Genomic DNA, 17941 nt, shown 5'->3' on the forward strand with positions numbered 1-17941 from the left:
GTGGAAATGTTTTTGTGACGTAGTGAATTATGCAACATAATGGTCGTTAATCAGACCTTCAGGGCTTGGGTGTGCTGAGTATTCTCAATTCCTTTTAAGATGTAAAATTCGTGGATGATGCTGACTAAAATCATTAATTCAGGTTTGTGTATGTGCCTTTATTTGAGTTTATTAATGGGCGCGTATTTAACACATTAAGGTTATTGTCTTGGTCGAAATTTTGTGGTAAAAGCCCTTTGTCAAAGATTGAGGTTTGTTAATCATGTTTTATTGCTTGTTCGTCAATAGTACTATTGTTGCTATAAATATTTATTGTTAATTCAATCGCTAAATAAAAATGCGGAGCACAATAGGCCTTGGGTCTGCAAACTTTCCGGCTTATGTGTTCCGCACATGTTTAATGGTTCAAAAATAATAATTTATGAAGAATAATCATTCTACCAGTATCCCGAATGAGGTGCTTAACGAGGTGGTAAGCAAATTAAAAGAGGTAAACACCTTGCTAGAAACACATTTGTTTACCCTAACAAAAGAGGAGCGTCAAACGCTACCGAAAATGGGAGAGAAGACGTTGGCTTTTGTCACCAAGGCTCACGATTACAGTCAGCAGCATCCCGAGTTACGCCCATCATTTTCAACGCAGGAAGATTTTGATATTGATGTGGCTGATGCAACTAACTTACTGCCGGCTGAAAGCTTATTGACTAAGTTGGCCAGTCAGATTAATGATACATCTATGTTAGCAGGAAGTGAAGCGTACACGCAAGCACTGTTATTTTACAACAATGCTAAGTTGGCCGCCAAAAATAGTGTGCCGGGAGCCAAAGAAATCTATGACGATCTAAGAAGCCGATTTCCCGGACGACCTAAAAAGAAAGAAGTAGCAGAATAAAGCTGATAATCCGGATGCAGACCTCCGGATTTTTTATTCACCCCAATTGTAATTGAACTATAGGTAGCTTTTATATAACTGTGCCCAATTTATCTCTTCTGGGGTTTGAAATCTAATAAAGTAGTTAATAACTATTAATTACTTTTCTCTAACTATTTAAAGGTACCACCAAGCAACTAATTTCACTTCTAGAACATTGGCTTAAATATTATTAGTGACTTGAACTGAGCTGGCATGGTATTAATTAGTTGTTATACGAGTATTAAAAAGTACTTCAGAACTACTTTTTAGTGTGTTGAATGAGCTAAAAGTTTGCGGCAGACATTGGCTTTGATGCTTAGTAGGTACTTTTTTAGACATAAAAGTAAGAATTCGCAGGTTTTATTTAGCTAGTAAATTGTTTCAACTCATTATTGTGTTGTTATGTTTATCGTGATATTCTTGTGCGTCTGCATCTTCACTCATCATTACTAAGTTTAAATGTCTATTTCGGGTTCAAAGGAATATTGAATTTAAATACAGATCCTTTGTCAGGCTCACTTTCTGCCCATAGTTTACCACCGTGTTTCTCCACATATTCCTTTGCTATCTGAAGGCCAAGGCCGCTACCTACTTCACCTGCTGTACCTTTGATGGATGTGGTATTATTTAGTTCAAATAGCTGCTCTATCTGTTCTTTTGCCATGCCAACACCTTCATCAGCAATTGATATTTCGAGTTCATTTTCTTTTTGAAGGCAATTGCAATATATATTCCCTCCGTTATGTGAATATTTAATAGCATTAGTTACCAAATTACGAATTGTTGATTCTATCATGTGTTTATCCGCCGTTATCATCTGCTTATCCAAGCATAAAGTGTGTAAGGTAATGTCTTTTAATTGTAACCTTGAGCTACAGAGTGTTTTAAGTTCTTCAAACAAATTAAATATATTAAACTGAGATAATTGAGCACGCTCGTTTAAGAGTGTTGTTTTTCCCCAAGTTACAAGGCTATTTAACATGTCAAATGAGCTATTGATATTTTTGAAGATATGGCTAGTTATTTCATCTCGTCTGTCCCATTGTTTCCCATTTGCTTCAATAAGGCCAATCAAAGGTATGTTTCCTCCAATCATGCCTCTTAAATCGTGGGCCAATACTGAAATAAATTTGTTTCTGGCATCAATTGATTTTGTCAGTTTACTTTCTGCCAATTTTCGTTTAGAGATATCGTGCCATCGTGCGTAGATGACTTCTTTGTGATTAAGGTAAATTTTAATTAACTGGATATTAAACCAAAGATCCTGCCCCTTCTTATTTTGATGCACCCAATCAAATTCATGAAATCCTTTTTTCAAAGTAGCTTCTATCATTTGAGGGCCCTTGATGATAGAAAGAATACCATCGGGCTGATATGGAGGTGATAACTCAAATATCTTAATTTTCTGAATTTCCTTTTTTGATTTTATCTTCAGAACGTCGATGGTTGCTTGATTGCAATCAATGATGTTTCCATCCTCGAGAATAAGAACAGGATCGCCCGAGTTCTTAAAAATAGTTTTATAACGATCTTCACTATCCCTTAAGGCTGTCTCAGTACGTTTTAATTCCGTTATATCAGTTATAACCGAAATGATGCCATCTGATTCATTTTGCCCATTAAAAAAGGATGAATTCATTTGAATATGAATGATGTCGCCAGATTTGGTCTTGAGCCTTGACTCTTGGGAGACTTTATTCTTTATTTTGAGACCATCTTCTATATTTTTTCCAACTAATTCATATTCTTCAACAGTAGGATAGAAATCGATTGAATCTTTATTGATAACTTCTTCAGGCTTGTAATTCAATAGACTACATATGTATGGATTCGCAAATACTATTACTCTATTTTTATTTAAAGTTATGCCAACTTGCGATGTATTAAAAATGTTTTTTAACAGAAGCTCACTTTCTCTTACTTTTTGTTCGGCTTCTTTTAATTCCGTAATATCTCTCACCAAGCCTAAGAGATAAGTGGCATTACCATTTGTGTCAAATTCAAATTCGCCAATGGCATGTATGTATTTGATGATATTATCGTTAAAAGTAAGCCTGTATTCAACATTATAGAATTCATTGTTTTTTATCGCATAATCCAAAGCCCTGTGTACCCGCTCTCTGTCTTCAGTGTGTACAGTCTTAATAAAGTCATCAAATGATTTGTGCTTTTCAGGGGTAGATCTGAATATTTTGAAATATTCATCCGATCCGGTAACATAATCTGTTTCTTTAAACCACTCGAAATTACCAACAAGTCCTATTTTTTGTGCTTTTATTAGCTTATTACTTAATGATTTTAATTGAAGTTCTGCCTCATGCTCTTTGGTAATATCATGAACCATTCCTAAGAGATAGGTTGGCCTGTTATTTTTGTCGAATTTAAACTCACCAATTTCATGTATATATTTATGTATACCTGAAGGTGTTTTAATACGGTATTTTATTTCATACGATCCATCACCTTTTTGGGCATTACCCTGTATTGTCATCACTCTTTCACGATCCTCAGGGGATACAACATCCAGAAAATCTTTACGAGTATGCTGTGCAGGTTTAATTCCATAGATATTATAATACGCGTCCGATCCTTTGGCATACTTATCGCCTATGAAGAATTCGAAATAGCCAATTGAAGCCAGAGATTGAGCTTTAGCCAATTTTGCACTCATCGACTTGAGTTCCAGCTCTTGCTTTTTTCTTATGGATATATCGCGCCAAATAGAATAGGAATATATTTCGCCATCTATCTCGAACCTGGTAATTGCTACGTTAGCCCATTTTTCCAGACCGGTTTTTGTTTTAAATAACCAGTCAAAGCTCGATTGGCCCATTGTTAAGGCTAATTGCGTATAGTAAGTTGCTTTATTTTTTGATAGCTGGCCATCTGGCTGATATTCGGGTGATACGTCTTCCGGGCGATGATTTAGTAATTCCTGCTTAGAGTCGTACCCCAACATATCAACAGCGGCCTGATTGCAGTCAATGGCTTTATAGTCCTTTCTGAGAATAACCGCATCAAACGATTCTTCAAACAAAGCCCGGTAATGACTTTCTTTAACAGCTATCTTCTTCTTCTCTTCGAGTAACTCCTGTTGATAAATCATACGAGGGGTGATATCAACAATTTGCGTATTTAAATAAAGTGGCTCATTATTCACACCTCTTACTAGTGTAACATATAGATTAGCCCAGGCAGTATTACCACTTTTCGTTATGTATCTTTTTTCGAGATGATAAAACTTAATATCACCGCCAAGTAATTGATCTAGTAATTCCAGGTTGTTTTCTACATCATCCGGGTGCGTTATATCTCGAAAATTTTTACAAAGTAGTTCATTTTCAGTGTAACCAAATATATGGCAAGCAGCCTTGTTGATAGTTAAAAATGTCCCATCCAATGATGCCAGTACCATTCCAACTCCTGAATACTTAAAGGTATCTTTAAATTTCTGTTCACTTTGCTCTAATGCAATGGCAGCTTTCTTTTGTTTAGTTATATCTCTTGAGGTTCCCATAACCGATTGAGGCTTTCCATCAGGGCCTTTTATGATGGACATGGATTCCTGACTCCAGATATAGCTAAGGTCTTTTTTTTGAAGTTTTACATCTATGGTAAATGGTTCCCAGCCCTGTGGGTTTTCATTTTTTATATCATTGAGTTTTTTGTTGAGCAAATCATGCAATAGATCAGCAGCATCACCTGTGTGAAATGAATCTACAGCGTTTAATTTTAATGTTTCTTCTACTGTATAACCAGTCAGATTATATACCGAAGGGCTCACATGTGTCAAGTTCATATTAATGTCTGCCATCCAAACGACATCACTAATATTATCATTGACGAATTTGTACTGTTTTTGGCTTTCCTTAAGTTCTAGTTGAGCTTTTTTCTGTTGTGTAATATCGTCAATGGTTAATAATGTGTAATTATTACCGTCAATAGCAATTAATGATGTTGATAGTTGTAATTCTAACCTTTCCTTTTTATTGTCCGCCAATACATCCAGGTAACCTTCTTCTTTATAATGTGTTTCTCCAGTTTTAAAAGTATTGTTTACCCGCTTGCGTATGAAACATTCGCTACAATTATCACCAGTTCCACACACTACTTTTCCATCGCTCCAGCTATTGATGCAATTGAAAACATCTCCGCCTAATCGATTTAAAACCTGACTCTTTTCTTTCGCTGTAAACTCAAGGCCTGTTCTGTTAATGTTAACAACTTTTCCTTCGTTGTTAACAAGGATTAGTACCACCATTGCATTTTCAAAAATGGCACTCAGTTCTGCGGAAAACTTCAATGAATCTCTCCCCTCAAATAAATTAGTCTCCATACAATAAAAAAGTTTGCGAATTTTGGATATATCCTATTTGGCACGGTACAAAGGTATTATTAAGTGATTTGTATTCATCATACTTTGTAATTAATTAAGCAGTACAAAAGGGTTGTTTTGAGCTTCGTTTTGTATGTGCACATACTATTTATAAAAGCCTTGCTTGGTGTTTGCTTACTACACTGTCATACTGCCTGCTTATATAATTTCATATTGAGTGAGCAGAGCTTTTTAGTTAGAACGCTGTGACAATACTGTTAGAATTGATTGTCTGCAAGTAGTCTACTCGTACTTTTTTAGTATAGCATTAAAGTTTGTTTCTAGCAGTGTGTCGGACTTATACATTTAAGCCCCTGAGAATCGAATATTTCGACAACAGTCTCGAATAGGGGTCAAGAAAAAAAGCTAAAAAGTGCTTAAGTCCGACAGGCTCCTATTAAATTTTTAAGCATGACTACATAATCTTTAAGTATGGCATTATCAATGCTTATGTCGGCATACATTTTCCTGAGCTTCCGGTTCTCTTCTTCAAGCTCCTTTATGCGTTGCAATTGATGAGTTTTTATTCTGGAATACTTATTCCGCCAATTATTAAATGTAGCCTTGGGCATACCATACTTGCGGCATAAGTTGTTGGTATCAATACCATTTTTAAATTCCTTCAAGATTTTTACGATCTGGCTCTCTTTATTTCGTGCTTTCTTCATGTTGTTTTTGACTGCTTAAAATTTATCTACTTTTAAAGCGTCCGATTTTCAGTGAAGGCTATGACGTTGCTAATAAAACATTCATTGTAAAACATTTATTAAATGCGCTAAACCTTAAAAAAACTAATGATATTTTTTAACTTTTCGGCTTGTTGTTCAAGTTCTAAAGAGCTATCAGTAAAGTGTTTCGCATTTAATTTATTTTGTTGCATCACTTCACTCATTTCACATACTGCAAAGTTAACTTCTTCAATATCGGTTTGCTGTTCTCTAGTGGCCTGTGTTATGGCTATAACCTGATTGGATGCTTTTTGAATTCCGGGGAGTAATTCATTTAGTAACTGATTAGATTTTAATGAAACTGATTTAACATCGTTTGTAATAGTACCAATACCATTGGAAGCCAGCTGACTTTTATTAGCAAGACTTCTAACTTCATCAGCAACCACATTAAATCCTCTGCCATGCACGCCAGCCCTTTTTGCTTCGATAGATGCATTTATTGCTAAAACATTCGTTTGAGAAGCAAGTTCATAGATGATATCCACTTCGGCTACAATGTTCTTAATTGAATTGATGCTTTCTTTACCCGTTCGATATAAAGCATTAATACTTGTCATCGCTTGTGAGGTCAATTCTTCTGTCTGAATGGCATATGCATGGTTTTTGGAACTTCGTGTGGCAATTCGATTAATGTTATTAGTGATTAAATTAGATGCTTCGGCTTGCTGGTTTGCGCCTTCAAACAATTCTTTGGTATTTGTGCTGATCATCTGGCTTGCATATGTTATTGCAGAAGCTTCTTCAGCAATATTGATAATCACTCTTTTGATATTATCAATCATTTGCGATAACGAATTCGTTAATTCTCCTATTTCATCATCAGAATTCAAAGTAAACGTTTGCTGAAAATCACCGTTGGCTACCGTTGTTGTATATTTATTTATCTTTTTGATTGTTTGGATAAGGGTTACTTTACCAATTATATAGGATGCATAGCCAACGAGTATTCCGGCAACTAAACACAAGCCAGTAAAGCTTAGAGCTAATGTATTGGATTTGAATTTGATAAATAAAGGTGCTATTAGACGAAAGATAGTGCCTACTAGTATCCCAAATAGCAAGGAATAAGTTTTGTAATTTTTAATGATGCTTTTATTCACGGTTTTAATCTATTATGGTATTATTCCAAACTCGTGTTGATTTCGAATAATTAGTTTGTGCCTTACTGTTTTTATGTAAGGAAGTATGGTGTCTCGTTATTTTCGCTTTGTGGGTGTCATTGTATGAGGCATAAATAGACAGGGTTATGAGTGTTATTCATTAGCCCTGTCTATAAACCCACTAACTGATATGCATGATGGTGTATTACCAACGTTTAGTAGTATTACATATCAATTACCTCACCCAAATGCAGTAATTTACTGTTATATGCTAAGTCCGATAAGTCGAGATTTGTTTTGTTAATATAATATTTTAGTTTATCACCTTCTAAATTAAAAGCTATTCCCGCCCCCTTGTTTAATAATGGTACTTCGTCACTTACTAAAAGAACAGCCGAATTGTTGATTGTAGATTTAATCATCTGTAAGTTCCTGCTTTGCGAAGATGGTATGTAAATGATATTACAGTCCTCAATGGATTTCTGTTGAGATATTTTAATTACATCAAAGGAGTTGTTGGTTCGTTTAGATATTTCTTGTAGCGAAAGTAATACTTGTGAATTACCAATAACTCCAATTTTTAAATTTGACTGACACTCCCAATTAAATAGTTTAGTAAAATTAAAAATGTATAATGCTTTTAAATCTTCTAGTTTTTTTGCTTTTTGCCCTGCACTACCTAGTGTAATTGCAAATAAGCATATGCTTAATAACACTGTTTTCATATGATTATAATTTACTTTCATTTGTCATATGGAACTCCCAAATAAATTTTATCATCCTCCTGTGTGAAAATTTGGATGCTAAATTTACATGGTCGTTTCATGTATTTATAATTTTGTTATTCTCTGACATAGAGTTTGTTTCAAAATAAGTTGTAAACGCCAAGAAGTTAAATTTTCATGTTCATGCTCGAGGCAATAGTCCTGTGTGCTTAGCGTTTGAAGTCAGTTTCATGTACGGGGTTTCCATATCTTAATATGGATGTTTCAACCTCCAGTAAAAATCGACCTTTAGGCAACTTCTTTTTTAATCTCTATTTCAACTCCCATTTCTTTCAAGAGCTGAATATGTCTTTTAATTTGTTTTTCCTTTTTAATCTCTTGTAAATACTCTGCTCCTAGCTCCCTATAAGCTACTTTGTCTTGAAGGATGTAGTAGGCGGCTATCAGGATCTTATGTCCTATTGCTACTAATGCTCTTTTCTTACCTCTGCGTCCTACAAGACTATCATACTTACTGCGTAGATAGGTATTTTTTGTTCTCGTTGCTGCCCATGCACATTGCACTAGCAGAACCTTAAGATATTTATCTCCATGTGTTATTCGGGTGCTTTTTTTTTTACCAGCCGATTCATTGCTTCCCGGAGACATCCCCGCCCATGAAGCTAAATGTTGCTCATTTGGAAACTGATCCATATTATTGCCGATCTCCGCTAAAATATATGCCGCTCCTTCCTTGCCAACGCCAGGAAGGGTTGTTAATAACTCAGCATCAAGTTCCAATTCACAGTTCGTTAACTGCTTATCTATTTGTTCGTCTATTTCGCTATGATCTCCTGTTTGCTTTCTATTGATGCCTTAACCGTTTGAAGCATAAATCGATGATGTTCTGTTAATTTGCCTTTCAGAGAAGCTGCAAGCTCTTCTACTGAAGTTTGCATTTTGCCATGACGAAGCTTCACTAGCTCTTTNCAGCCGATTCATTGCTTCCCGGAGACATCCCCGCCCATGAAGCTAAATGTTGCTCATTTGGAAACTGATCCATATTATTGCCGATCTCCGCTAAAATATATGCCGCTCCTTCCTTGCCAACGCCAGGAATGGTTGTTAATAACTCAGCATCAAGTTCCAATTCACAGTTCGTTAACTGCTTATCTATTTGTTCGTCTATTTTCGCTATAATCTCCTGTTTGCTTTCTATTGATGCCTTAACCGTTTGAAGCATAAATCGATGATGTTCTGTTAATTTGCCTTTCAGAGAAGCTGCAAGCTCTTCTACTGAAGTTTGCATTTTGCCATGACGAAGCTTCACTAGCTCTTTAACATCTTCTTCTCCAGCTATCATCGCATCAATTATTTTGGTAGCTGTGGCACCGTTAAGGTTACTAACTACGCTCGATAATTTTATGTTGGCATCTTCAAGCAACTTGTGTATGCGATTCTTTTCTGATGAAACCTGCTCAATAACTTTACGCTTGTAACGAGTTAAATCCCGTAACTCGCGTATACCTTTGGGCGGAATAAAACTTCCTTTTAATAAACCACTTAACAACAGTTTAGTGATCCACCGACTGTCTTTCTTGTCAGTCTTTTGACCAGGTACATTCTTTATATGACGCGCATTAACTNTAACTAATAATATCTCAAATTCTTCTTCTAAGATATTAAACACGGGCTTCCAATATACGCCTGTGCTTTCCATGGCAACATGGGTTATTTTATTCTTTTTAAGCCAATCGCGCAGCTGCTCAATAGACTCTGTAAATCCATCAAAGGAACTAGTTTCCTCTTTTATCCCGGGTCCTCGGATGGTTGCTACCAAAACTTGCTTGTGGATGTCGATACCGCAGCCTCGTTCAATGACCTGCTCAAACTCTATGTTGTTACTTGTCCTAGCCATGCCTTCTTTTATTCACTAAGTTCCGAATTCCCACCAATAATCATCCCCCTGTGTGTCAAATTTACTTGCCATGGATGTTTCATATGATTATAATATATTTTCAAAGGCCATATGGAACTCCCAAATAAATTTTATCATCCTCCTGTGTGAAAATTTGGATGCTAAATCTACATGGTCGTTTCATGTGTTTAATTTTTTTTATTGCCACTACTTGTCCCGATTTATCGGGATGCAACTCGCCAAAATATTCATGCTCCTGTGTGAGAAGCTATTCTCATGGCTCGTTTCATACAACTAAATTTTATTTTTCGAAAGCCTAGCGCAACAATAATGATTCATTTCATAAGTAACTGAGGAAAAACCAGCTAGATTATCAAATTTACAAAGTTTTCATAACAAAGCACCGACTTTTGCATAAATAGAAGCTCATCAAGGTTATAATACCAACTTACTTTCATTTTAAAGCAATACTATTATAAAGTCAACATTTTATTCATATTCTTTTACACGTACACTTCTATGTCTCACAGGCTTATGATGCACCTGCTACAAAGCATGACACTTACGATTTGTAAGTGCATTAAAAAAATATATATTTGCCCCTCTTAGAATTAACAACTAATTATAAATTAAATAGATATGTTTAAAGGACATCCAAAAGGAATGATTGCCGCGGCATTAGCTAATATGGGAGAAAGATTTGGCTTCTATATTATGATGGCAATCTTAACACTTTTTATTTCTGCTAAATTTGGTTTATCAGAAACTACCACAGGTTATATTTTCTCTGCTTTTTATGCCTCAATTTACCTATTGGCATTAGTTGGTGGTAGAATTGCTGACAAAACGAAGAATTACAATGGTACGATTTTAACTGGATTAATCGTAATGGCTGCTGGATATGTAATGATTGCGATTCCAACTCCAACACCAGTACCTAATCAAGCTTTATACCTGGGCATTACCTGTTTTGGCTTGTTTGTAATTGCGTTTGGTAATGGCTTGTTTAAAGGTAACCTGCAGGCTCTTGTTGGCCAAATGTATGATGGCGAAGAATACAAAGACAAACGTGAGTCAGGCTTCCAACTATTTTATATGTTTATCAATATCGGTGCTTTATTTGCTCCTTTTATTGCAGTAGGTGTAAGAAACTGGTGGTTAAAAACAAACAACTTCTTATACAACTCATCATTGCCAGAATTATGTCACGAGTATATTAAACATGCTAAGGCAGGAACTGAGATGTCTGCCGGCAGACTTGGTCAGTTAACCACTTATGCACAAGAAGTTATGGCTGACGGTAGCCCTACACCTGAATTAGGCACCTTTGTTAACGATTACCTCAACGTATTTGGTGCTGGTTTTCAATATGCTTTCATGTCTGCTATTATTATGATGGGAGTATCTTTGATTATTTATATAGTAAATAAATCTCGATTCCCAGACATGTCTGCTAAAGCTCAAAAAGCTGATAGTAAAAAGCCTTCTAAAGAAGAGGTGCAAATGGATGTTAAAGAAATTAAGCAACGCTTATACGCTTTATTTGCAGTATTTGGAGTTGTTATTTTCTTTTGGTTTGCATTCCACCAAAATGGATACTCTTTAACTTACTTTGCAAGAGATTACATCGATTTAAGCGCTATTAAAATTGATTTAGGTTTTACCCAGATTATTGGCGCAGAAATATTCGCTGCTGTTAACCCAATTTTCGTAGTATTCCTAACACCAGTAATAGTGTGGTTTTTCGGATTCCTCGAGAAAAAAGGATTTAACCTTTCTACTCCAAAAAAGATTGCATTTGGTATGGGTATTGCTTCTTTAGCTTATGTTTTCTTAATGATATACTCTTTAGCATTACCTACTAAAGCCGAATTAGGAGGTATGACTCCTGAAGCAATTGATGCCATAAAACTAACTCCTTGGATTATGATTGGGCTCTATTTCATACTCACTGTAGCTGAGCTTTTTATTAGTCCTCTTGGAATTGCTTTTGTTGCAAAAGTAGCTCCTCCTCACATGCAAGGTATAATGCAGGGTGCTTGGCTAGCGGCTACTGCACTTGGTAACTCAATCTTATTTATTGGTGGTATACTATACACTAACAGCCCTATGTGGTTAACATGGTTTGTTTTTGTTGCGGCTTGTGGCCTTTCAATGTTTGTAATGCTTGCGATGGTTAAGTGGCTTGAAAGAGTTGCTAGCTAATTCGTATTTCAATCATAAAAAAAGCGGCCAATGGCCGCTTTTTTTTATATCAAATTAACCAACTTCAGCCTTCGCAGAAACACCTAAGCCATATCCAATAGAATACCAACCAAAGTGATTAATATCCTCTCTTGAAACGTCACCTTGACCAGTCCCAGCATTAAACCCTTGAGAAAGTAAAACATACCATTTCTCACCACCATTAAACACTTTAATTTCTGTACAACTTAATTCTTGCAATCCAATTTCATTTAAATTTTTCATCGTCTTATTTTTTAAACATTAATAAAAATGTAAGCTTACATTGCAAGTATAACATCCCCCACTCTCATCTGATGATAGTAAGCTAGTTTTTTCCAAAACAATCTGAATTACGACATAAAAAAAGCGGCCAATGGCCGCTTTTTTTTATGTCTCATCGTGTAGCACAAGCATGGGATGCTCAGGATGCAAAACCATTTTTTTAGTAACACTTGGGTGGAATAAACGTTCAAAGAATGTTTCATTGTGTCGTACCAGCGTTACCATGTCAGCGTCGTTATCATCCATAAATTTAAGAATGCCATTACAAACATCATCACCTTCAATAAAATTGAAGCTCAAACTTAAACCTTCAAAGTGAGATGCAATTTTACTCTCAGCTTCAATGCGATTAGCATAGTCCCCCTCCATCACATTCACAAACATCAAGTCGGATTGGAATTGGTGTGATAAGTCGCGTAATGGCTCCACCACTTCATCCACCTTGATATCTTTCAAATCGGTTGCAAATACAATTTTATCGGGCTTTTTAAACTTGGCATGCTTAGGAACCACAAGAATGGCAGCATTAATATTCTTAACTATTTCATAAGCATTGCTACCTAATAGAAAATTCTCCAAGGCTGTTTCGCCACGACAACCAAGAACAATCAACTCGGGTTTAAAATCCAACACTTCATTCTGCACCACCTCCATCAATGGACCAAAACGAGAAGCTAACTCAACGCGCGCATTGGGAAATCGACGATGCAAGAGGGACAATTCATTTTTAAGGCCTTTCAGGCTCTCTTCACCCAGTTCTTCCTTCACCTGCATAACATAGGGGCTGCCGCTAAACTCAAGGTCATAAGCATTAAGAAGATCGAAATACACCTTCTCATTTTCAAACATCTTAAGAGCGTACATAGCAGCGTTTCGAGCAGTGTCAGAAAAATCGGTTAGTAACAAAATCCGTTTCATAACACAAATATTTTAGAAATTGCTTAAGTATTGCGGCACCGGCAGTCTTTGCCGTAGGTAAACTCATAACCGAACCTTTTCGGAAAAGCGATTAGAGTTGGATAATTACTTGAATTATCCACAATAAGTATATGAGTATACGGAATGTAAGAAATGAATGTTTTGTTTTTAGTCAATACAGGAGAGCGATTCGTCAATTCATTTGATTGATTCGTCAATATTTAGTAACCTAGCACTCGAGAACAGGGTTAATAACCCTTAGGATTCCATTGGAAAAACTCTCCTCAATAAAAAACGCCCCTCCAGGTTTTGATCATCAACACTATGCCCTTCGATACGATTTGGGTCGGTTAATTCGGCAATTCTGTCATCTAAACAATAATCGATATGAAAAGGAGCTTCAATAATTTCATAGCTCTTTCCACGCAACATAAGGCGATCATCAAAAACATCACCTTCCACTTCAATGGAAATCAGAAACGAACCTTCGTTATCGATGTATTCGCGATAGACCAGCGTACCAGATATTTTCTCCTTTTTCTGACGAAAAACAGCATAACCCATGTCAAAACCTGCCTCAAACTGCTCGAAAAAATGCCACTGTCCGCTTAAATCCATCTATTAATTAATTAGTCGTATAGCTGTAAACGAAGTAAATAAGTTACTGATTACAGCCTATAAACATCAAAAGAGCTGGCAAAGATAGCCAACTCTTTTGATTTATTCACTTTTATATTTTAAGCTGCTTATGCGCCTGGTATTCCACCCATACCAAATACCATGGCCAAAAGGGCAACTGTTTCAATAATACCCATTGCTGCAATATACATACCAGCACCTTGCTTATCGTCAACAGCTAAGTTCGAACAAGCTGCTGCTCCTGCACGTCCCTGCATAATTGCTGAGGCTGCAATAGCAATACCCACAAACATAGCAAATACCATCTGGTTCATATAGCTATCAGGAGCTAGGTCTGCACCAATTAATGAGTTCATGAAAATCATACCATAAATCACCTGACTTAAAGGCATACCTACCATTGCTAATGCCAATGATGGTAATTTCTTTTTGTCTTTAATTGACTGCTTCCAAAGACCCATTGCACCCATTGCTGCAATTCCAGTTCCTATTGCTGAACCAACACCTGCGATTCCTAAAGCGATGGCATGACCACCAAATCCATTTACTGCTGTTAATAATGTCATTGTATATAATTTTATTAGATTTTACTTACTTTTTAATTTTAAATGGGTTGTATTCACTACCCGAAAACTCAACACTGGCATGGCCTGCGTATTCCAACATATTTAATCGAACACCATGTACCAAAACCGCCATTGCGGCCAGTGTCATATTTAATCCGTGACCTAGGATAAGAATCAATACCGCTCCAATACCCGAAGCAACTGTGGTAATTCCATCGCCTATGGCCATGTTGTTAAAACTACTCGCCATTAATACGGTTGATAAACCAACGGCATACAAGCGGATGTAGGAAATAACATCGGAAAAACCATTAATTACATTCAAAGGTAAATTACCTAAAGAAGATAACATACCTTTTAGTATGGGCTGTCCTGGGCTCGAAAACAAGGCCACCAATGTAGCACCTCCGATAAATAGCCAAGACATAAATTCAGGTGCCTCAATGGATAAAACCATTTTATTCACCATAAAATAGAGTCCCCAAATAATGGCTATCCAACCAACTTGCGCCACAACCAGCACTGTATTGATGTATTTAAATCCTTTTTGAATATGTCCGATACTCAAATGAACAGCCCCTATTAAGAACATAAATTGCTGAATTCTGAGGTTATCACCTCCAAAACTAGCCAGTTGCTGCACTTTTAAGTTGCTCAAGAAAGGTATATTGGCGATTACTTCAGCTCCAAAATAGGTACCAGTTAATACACCCCAGGTCATTATGGAAACAGAAAGTGTATACATCAAACCAAATTCAATTGATTTGGCGAACTTCTGTTTGGCATGAACCAATAAAGTGATCAGAAGAAAGATTAGGCCGTAACCTGCATCTCCAACCAATATGCCAGTAAAGAACGTGAAGAAGATCAAAAATACTTTCGACACATCAATTTCATCATAGCCCGGAACCAATCCCATAAAGCTCATTACTGGCTTAATTTTATGGGCCCATTTAGGCGTACGAAGTAAAGTTGGCACCTTATCATATTCATGAGCTCTTGGCTCTTTGATCACATAGCCCCAACCATTCTCCTTGGCGGTTTCTACTACATTATCAATTTTGTCTTCAGGTATAAAACCTTCCCAACATCTCACACAGTCGTGGAATGAAAGGCCGCCATATTGAACATTGCGTACTTCAAGGCGATGGTTTCGTTCAAGCAAGGCATCCTGCAGCAAACTTTTCTGTAAGCTTAATTGATATAACAAACGTGTGTTGTCGTATAACTTGGTCTTTTTTTCACTCAAAGACAGCTCCAACTCAGCCTGTGAAATATCGGGAAAATCTACTTGTTGAAAGTTCAAACTCAGTTGTGCATCCTCTGAGATAAGTACCACTTGATTCAACTCATTACTACGCCCAATTACTTTGACGTTGCTCTTAGCCTGAATAGCTTTCAAATCCCGATCAGCTAACTCATAAAGCTTTATAGAAACACCATTTTTGTTGATACTCTTAATATCATCCAAAGAAATATTTCCCCAAGTGCTGTACCAGCTTTGTGCCTTATGCAGTTCCTTTAATTGCTTTTCCAGATCGCGATGCAAACGGTGCGTATCCAATACTTTTTCAAGTAAAGCTATTTCACCACGCTCCTCTTTGCTATAATCCAACAAATTACCCGAAGCATGTATGGTCTGATCGCTATATTCATCCAAAACAGAAAGCGCTTTCTCCAACTGCTGAATACGAGCCTCCACATGATCAATCGAATCATCCTTTGCTGGCTGAAATGGATTGATGTGCATCAGTCCTAATTGACCTAAAGTCGTTAAGTCGGCATCCATGTTGGCCTCTGGCTGAGACATGAAGAGTAATAGCTTTTTCATTTTTGTAATCATACCATCACCTCCTCTTTTTGACTCGTTTTAACCACTTTTGCCGTTGCAATTGTCAGACGTTCATCATCCTGCAGTTTTTGACCAATTTTACGAATAGCCGTCTTTGCATTTGGAATACGACGATTCTCAAACAGTTTAATTCGAGCACGCACATCCAATAGCTCTTCTTCAAGCAAACGAATCTGCTCGTCGAGGCATTCGATTTCAGCTAATAACTGTAATTGCTCCTGCATTAATACCACCGCATCATCAACCCACAAAGGGGTGTCGTCGCTAATGGGCATTACGTTAAAGTCAACACTCTCGTATTGCTCCACTCGTACGCCAGCCACATCAACATGCTTAGTGATGATTTTATTGACTGATATAAACGCTTTAATATCAACATGCGAATCGCTCATAACAGCTACCCATGGCTCTGCCGCCTGTTTGTTTTTTTCGATCACCTGACGAATTTCCTCGATGCGTTCAGCAATTGTATTAATTGTTGCCATCAATGATTTCTCCATCGCCTCGAACAAAGGCAGCATACGTAAGGATACCTTCAAAATTTTTTTCTGACGGGCACGCTCTGTTTTTGTGTATTTAATTTTTGCTCCTGCCATTATTCCTCCTTCTTTTTAGATGGGTTAACAACGGACGCCAAAACCTGCGAACCACGCTCTTTACTAAAGGAATTTAAACGGCTTAAAATCTGTAATCTCAATTTATAAACCATCACTTCGGTAAACGTGAATACTTCGCCGGCCTGAATGTTATCCAGTTCTTCCCATTGCCATCGCATAATGAGCTTTTCACGCTCCAATGGATTGGCATTAATAACAGCTTGCGGAAGTCGCGTTAAATTGGGAGCTCGTTTTTGAGCTTTGGCTGTTCTGATTTCAGAAATATCCTCCTGTAAATCGCTCAACATGGCACCAATGCTTTTCAAACCAACCTTCCCTTCCGAATCGGCTGCTTGATAAATGTCAACCGGTTCGAGTTGCTTAAAGTGTTTTGTCGATAATTGATCCTTGGCTTCGGAGCTGAACTCATCGATTGTGATGGGTGGCACCTGTCCAAATTTCAAGGATGGCAAACTACACATTAAGTAAACCAAGTTTGACATACTAAGCCTCCTCAGTTATGCGTTCAACCAAATCTTTATTCAATAAAGTAAACATGGCTTGCTGCACGTCATTATCACTCAATACAAACTGCACACCACTATTCTCGGTCGATTGAATCACAATTTTAGCATCGCTGTTATTCAAAGGTTGTAAACTAACTTCCTCTTTTAACCCTGCATTAATTATGAATGCTTGCATACCTTTTAAGGTGGCAGGTGGTACCGATACATTTTTGTTTCCCTCGATGGACGACACCACAGCTTTTGTTAATTCCTCCAAGTACTGATCCTGGGTAAATAAGCTTTCGCTTAGCTTCCCAAAAATCGATTCCATGTATTTTAACACAGCTACTTTTGTTGCCTCAATCATATCTCTGGAAGCTTGTTTCAAAGCTGTTTGAGCATTCTTCTCTGCTTGCTCAGCTTTAGCATTCGCTTCGTCGATAAGACGTGTTTTTTGAGCTTCAGCATCAGCTATAATAGATTCGGCTTGCTTTTTAGCATCTTCAATAATGCGTTGCTTTTCGGCCTCTCCTGCATTAATGCCTTGTTCTTTAAGCTTCGAAACGATGCCTTCTAAATTTTCTTTATTATCGTTCATTTCTATATTTTTTTGCT

The 17941-nt window shown here is 37.0% G+C and carries 16 protein-coding genes; 2 read left to right on the top strand and 14 right to left on the bottom strand.

All coding sequences use genetic code 11. The features are described 5' to 3' along the window. Nucleotides 1–421: 421 nt before the first annotated feature. A complete protein-coding gene (locus tag FNN09_RS04830; protein ID WP_143300351.1) occupies nucleotides 422–892 on the top strand; it encodes a hypothetical protein in 471 nt (156 codons plus the stop codon). Nucleotides 893–1376: 484 nt separating this feature from the next. Here the strand turns inward: FNN09_RS04830 and FNN09_RS04835 are convergent, their stop codons facing one another. From FNN09_RS04835 to FNN09_RS04860, 6 genes are all read right to left on the bottom strand, one after another. Continuing rightward, complete coding sequence (locus tag FNN09_RS04835) at nucleotides 1377–5249, bottom strand: PAS domain S-box protein (protein ID WP_143300352.1); 3873 nt, start codon at nucleotides 5247–5249, stop codon at nucleotides 1377–1379. Nucleotides 5250–5665: 416 nt separating this feature from the next. Continuing rightward, a complete protein-coding gene (locus FNN09_RS04840; RefSeq protein ID WP_143300353.1) occupies nucleotides 5666–5956 on the bottom strand; it encodes a transposase in 291 nt (96 codons plus the stop codon). A gap of 107 nt (nucleotides 5957–6063) precedes the next feature. Further along, nucleotides 6064–7119, bottom strand: a complete 1056-nt coding sequence (locus FNN09_RS04845) for a methyl-accepting chemotaxis protein (RefSeq protein WP_143300354.1) — start codon at nucleotides 7117–7119, stop codon at nucleotides 6064–6066. Between the two features lie 224 nt (nucleotides 7120–7343). After that, nucleotides 7344–7844, bottom strand: a complete 501-nt coding sequence (locus FNN09_RS04850) for a YfiR family protein (RefSeq protein ID WP_185968873.1) — start codon at nucleotides 7842–7844, stop codon at nucleotides 7344–7346. A 288-nt stretch (nucleotides 7845–8132) separates the two neighbouring features. After that, entirely contained in the window at nucleotides 8133–8624 is a 492-nt protein-coding gene (locus tag FNN09_RS04855; RefSeq protein WP_185968874.1) for a transposase, read from the bottom strand. Between the two features lie 178 nt (nucleotides 8625–8802). After that, on the bottom strand, nucleotides 8803–9741 hold the full coding sequence (locus FNN09_RS04860) for an IS110 family transposase (protein ID WP_143300357.1): 939 nt from the start codon (nucleotides 9739–9741) through the stop codon (nucleotides 8803–8805). A gap of 639 nt (nucleotides 9742–10380) precedes the next feature. On the opposite strand from FNN09_RS04860, the gene FNN09_RS04865 reads away from it, so the two are divergent. Next, nucleotides 10381–11946, top strand: a complete 1566-nt coding sequence (locus FNN09_RS04865; protein ID WP_143300358.1) for a peptide MFS transporter — start codon at nucleotides 10381–10383, stop codon at nucleotides 11944–11946. Between the two features lie 54 nt (nucleotides 11947–12000). Here FNN09_RS04865 and FNN09_RS04870 read toward each other — a convergent pair whose 3' ends face one another. The 8 genes from FNN09_RS04870 to FNN09_RS04905 all read right to left on the bottom strand — a co-directional run bounded on the left by FNN09_RS04870 (nucleotide 12001) and on the right by FNN09_RS04905 (nucleotide 17924). After that, nucleotides 12001–12210, bottom strand: a complete 210-nt coding sequence (locus tag FNN09_RS04870) for a hypothetical protein (RefSeq protein ID WP_143300359.1) — start codon at nucleotides 12208–12210, stop codon at nucleotides 12001–12003. 144 nt (nucleotides 12211–12354) lie between these two features. After that, the gene (locus FNN09_RS04875) at nucleotides 12355–13167 is read right to left on the bottom strand and encodes a universal stress protein (RefSeq protein ID WP_143300360.1); all 813 of its coding nucleotides are present in this window, start codon (nucleotides 13165–13167) and stop codon (nucleotides 12355–12357) included. A 258-nt stretch (nucleotides 13168–13425) separates the two neighbouring features. Further along, nucleotides 13426–13785, bottom strand: coding sequence for a hypothetical protein (locus FNN09_RS04880; RefSeq protein ID WP_143300361.1), 360 nt, complete (start codon nucleotides 13783–13785; stop codon nucleotides 13426–13428). Nucleotides 13786–13913: 128 nt separating this feature from the next. Further along, nucleotides 13914–14372: a V-type ATP synthase subunit K gene (locus tag FNN09_RS04885; RefSeq protein ID WP_143300362.1), complete on the bottom strand. Its 459-nt coding sequence runs from the start codon at nucleotides 14370–14372 to the stop codon at nucleotides 13914–13916. Nucleotides 14373–14397: 25 nt separating this feature from the next. Continuing rightward, entirely contained in the window at nucleotides 14398–16203 is a 1806-nt protein-coding gene (locus FNN09_RS04890; protein WP_143300363.1) for a V-type ATP synthase subunit I, read from the bottom strand. An 8-nt stretch (nucleotides 16204–16211) separates the two neighbouring features. Then, nucleotides 16212–16820: a V-type ATP synthase subunit D gene (locus FNN09_RS04895; RefSeq protein ID WP_143300364.1), complete on the bottom strand. Its 609-nt coding sequence runs from the start codon at nucleotides 16818–16820 to the stop codon at nucleotides 16212–16214. Further along, nucleotides 16820–17323, bottom strand: coding sequence for a DUF2764 family protein (locus FNN09_RS04900; RefSeq protein ID WP_143300365.1), 504 nt, complete (start codon nucleotides 17321–17323; stop codon nucleotides 16820–16822). The genes FNN09_RS04895 and FNN09_RS04900 overlap by 1 nt, the downstream gene beginning before the upstream one ends. A gap of 1 nt (nucleotide 17324) precedes the next feature. Beyond that, a complete protein-coding gene (locus tag FNN09_RS04905) occupies nucleotides 17325–17924 on the bottom strand; it encodes a hypothetical protein (RefSeq protein ID WP_143300366.1) in 600 nt (199 codons plus the stop codon). Nucleotides 17925–17941 lie beyond the last annotated feature (17 nt).

The organism is Carboxylicivirga sp. M1479 (assembly GCF_007097485.1).
Classification (GTDB): Bacteria; Bacteroidota; Bacteroidia; order Bacteroidales; family Marinilabiliaceae; genus Carboxylicivirga.

Coding starts and splice junctions, on each gene's coding strand:
- FNN09_RS04900 (WP_143300365.1), bottom strand. CDS start 17,323: ATGTCAAACTTGGTTTACTTAATGTGTAGTTTGCCATCCTTGAAATTT.
- FNN09_RS04865 (WP_143300358.1), top strand. CDS start 10,381: ATGTTTAAAGGACATCCAAAAGGAATGATTGCCGCGGCATTAGCTAAT.
- FNN09_RS04870 (WP_143300359.1), bottom strand. CDS start 12,210: ATGAAAAATTTAAATGAAATTGGATTGCAAGAATTAAGTTGTACAGAA.
- FNN09_RS04875 (WP_143300360.1), bottom strand. CDS start 13,167: ATGAAACGGATTTTGTTACTAACCGATTTTTCTGACACTGCTCGAAAC.
- FNN09_RS04830 (WP_143300351.1), top strand. CDS start 422: ATGAAGAATAATCATTCTACCAGTATCCCGAATGAGGTGCTTAACGAG.
- FNN09_RS04885 (WP_143300362.1), bottom strand. CDS start 14,372: ATGACATTATTAACAGCAGTAAATGGATTTGGTGGTCATGCCATCGCT.
- FNN09_RS04890 (WP_143300363.1), bottom strand. CDS start 16,203: ATGAAAAAGCTATTACTCTTCATGTCTCAGCCAGAGGCCAACATGGAT.
- FNN09_RS04840 (WP_143300353.1), bottom strand. CDS start 5,956: ATGAAGAAAGCACGAAATAAAGAGAGCCAGATCGTAAAAATCTTGAAG.
- FNN09_RS04880 (WP_143300361.1), bottom strand. CDS start 13,785: ATGGATTTAAGCGGACAGTGGCATTTTTTCGAGCAGTTTGAGGCAGGT.
- FNN09_RS04850 (WP_185968873.1), bottom strand. CDS start 7,844: ATGAAAACAGTGTTATTAAGCATATGCTTATTTGCAATTACACTAGGT.
- FNN09_RS04905 (WP_143300366.1), bottom strand. CDS start 17,924: ATGAACGATAATAAAGAAAATTTAGAAGGCATCGTTTCGAAGCTTAAA.
- FNN09_RS04835 (WP_143300352.1), bottom strand. CDS start 5,249: ATGGAGACTAATTTATTTGAGGGGAGAGATTCATTGAAGTTTTCCGCA.
- FNN09_RS04895 (WP_143300364.1), bottom strand. CDS start 16,820: ATGGCAGGAGCAAAAATTAAATACACAAAAACAGAGCGTGCCCGTCAG.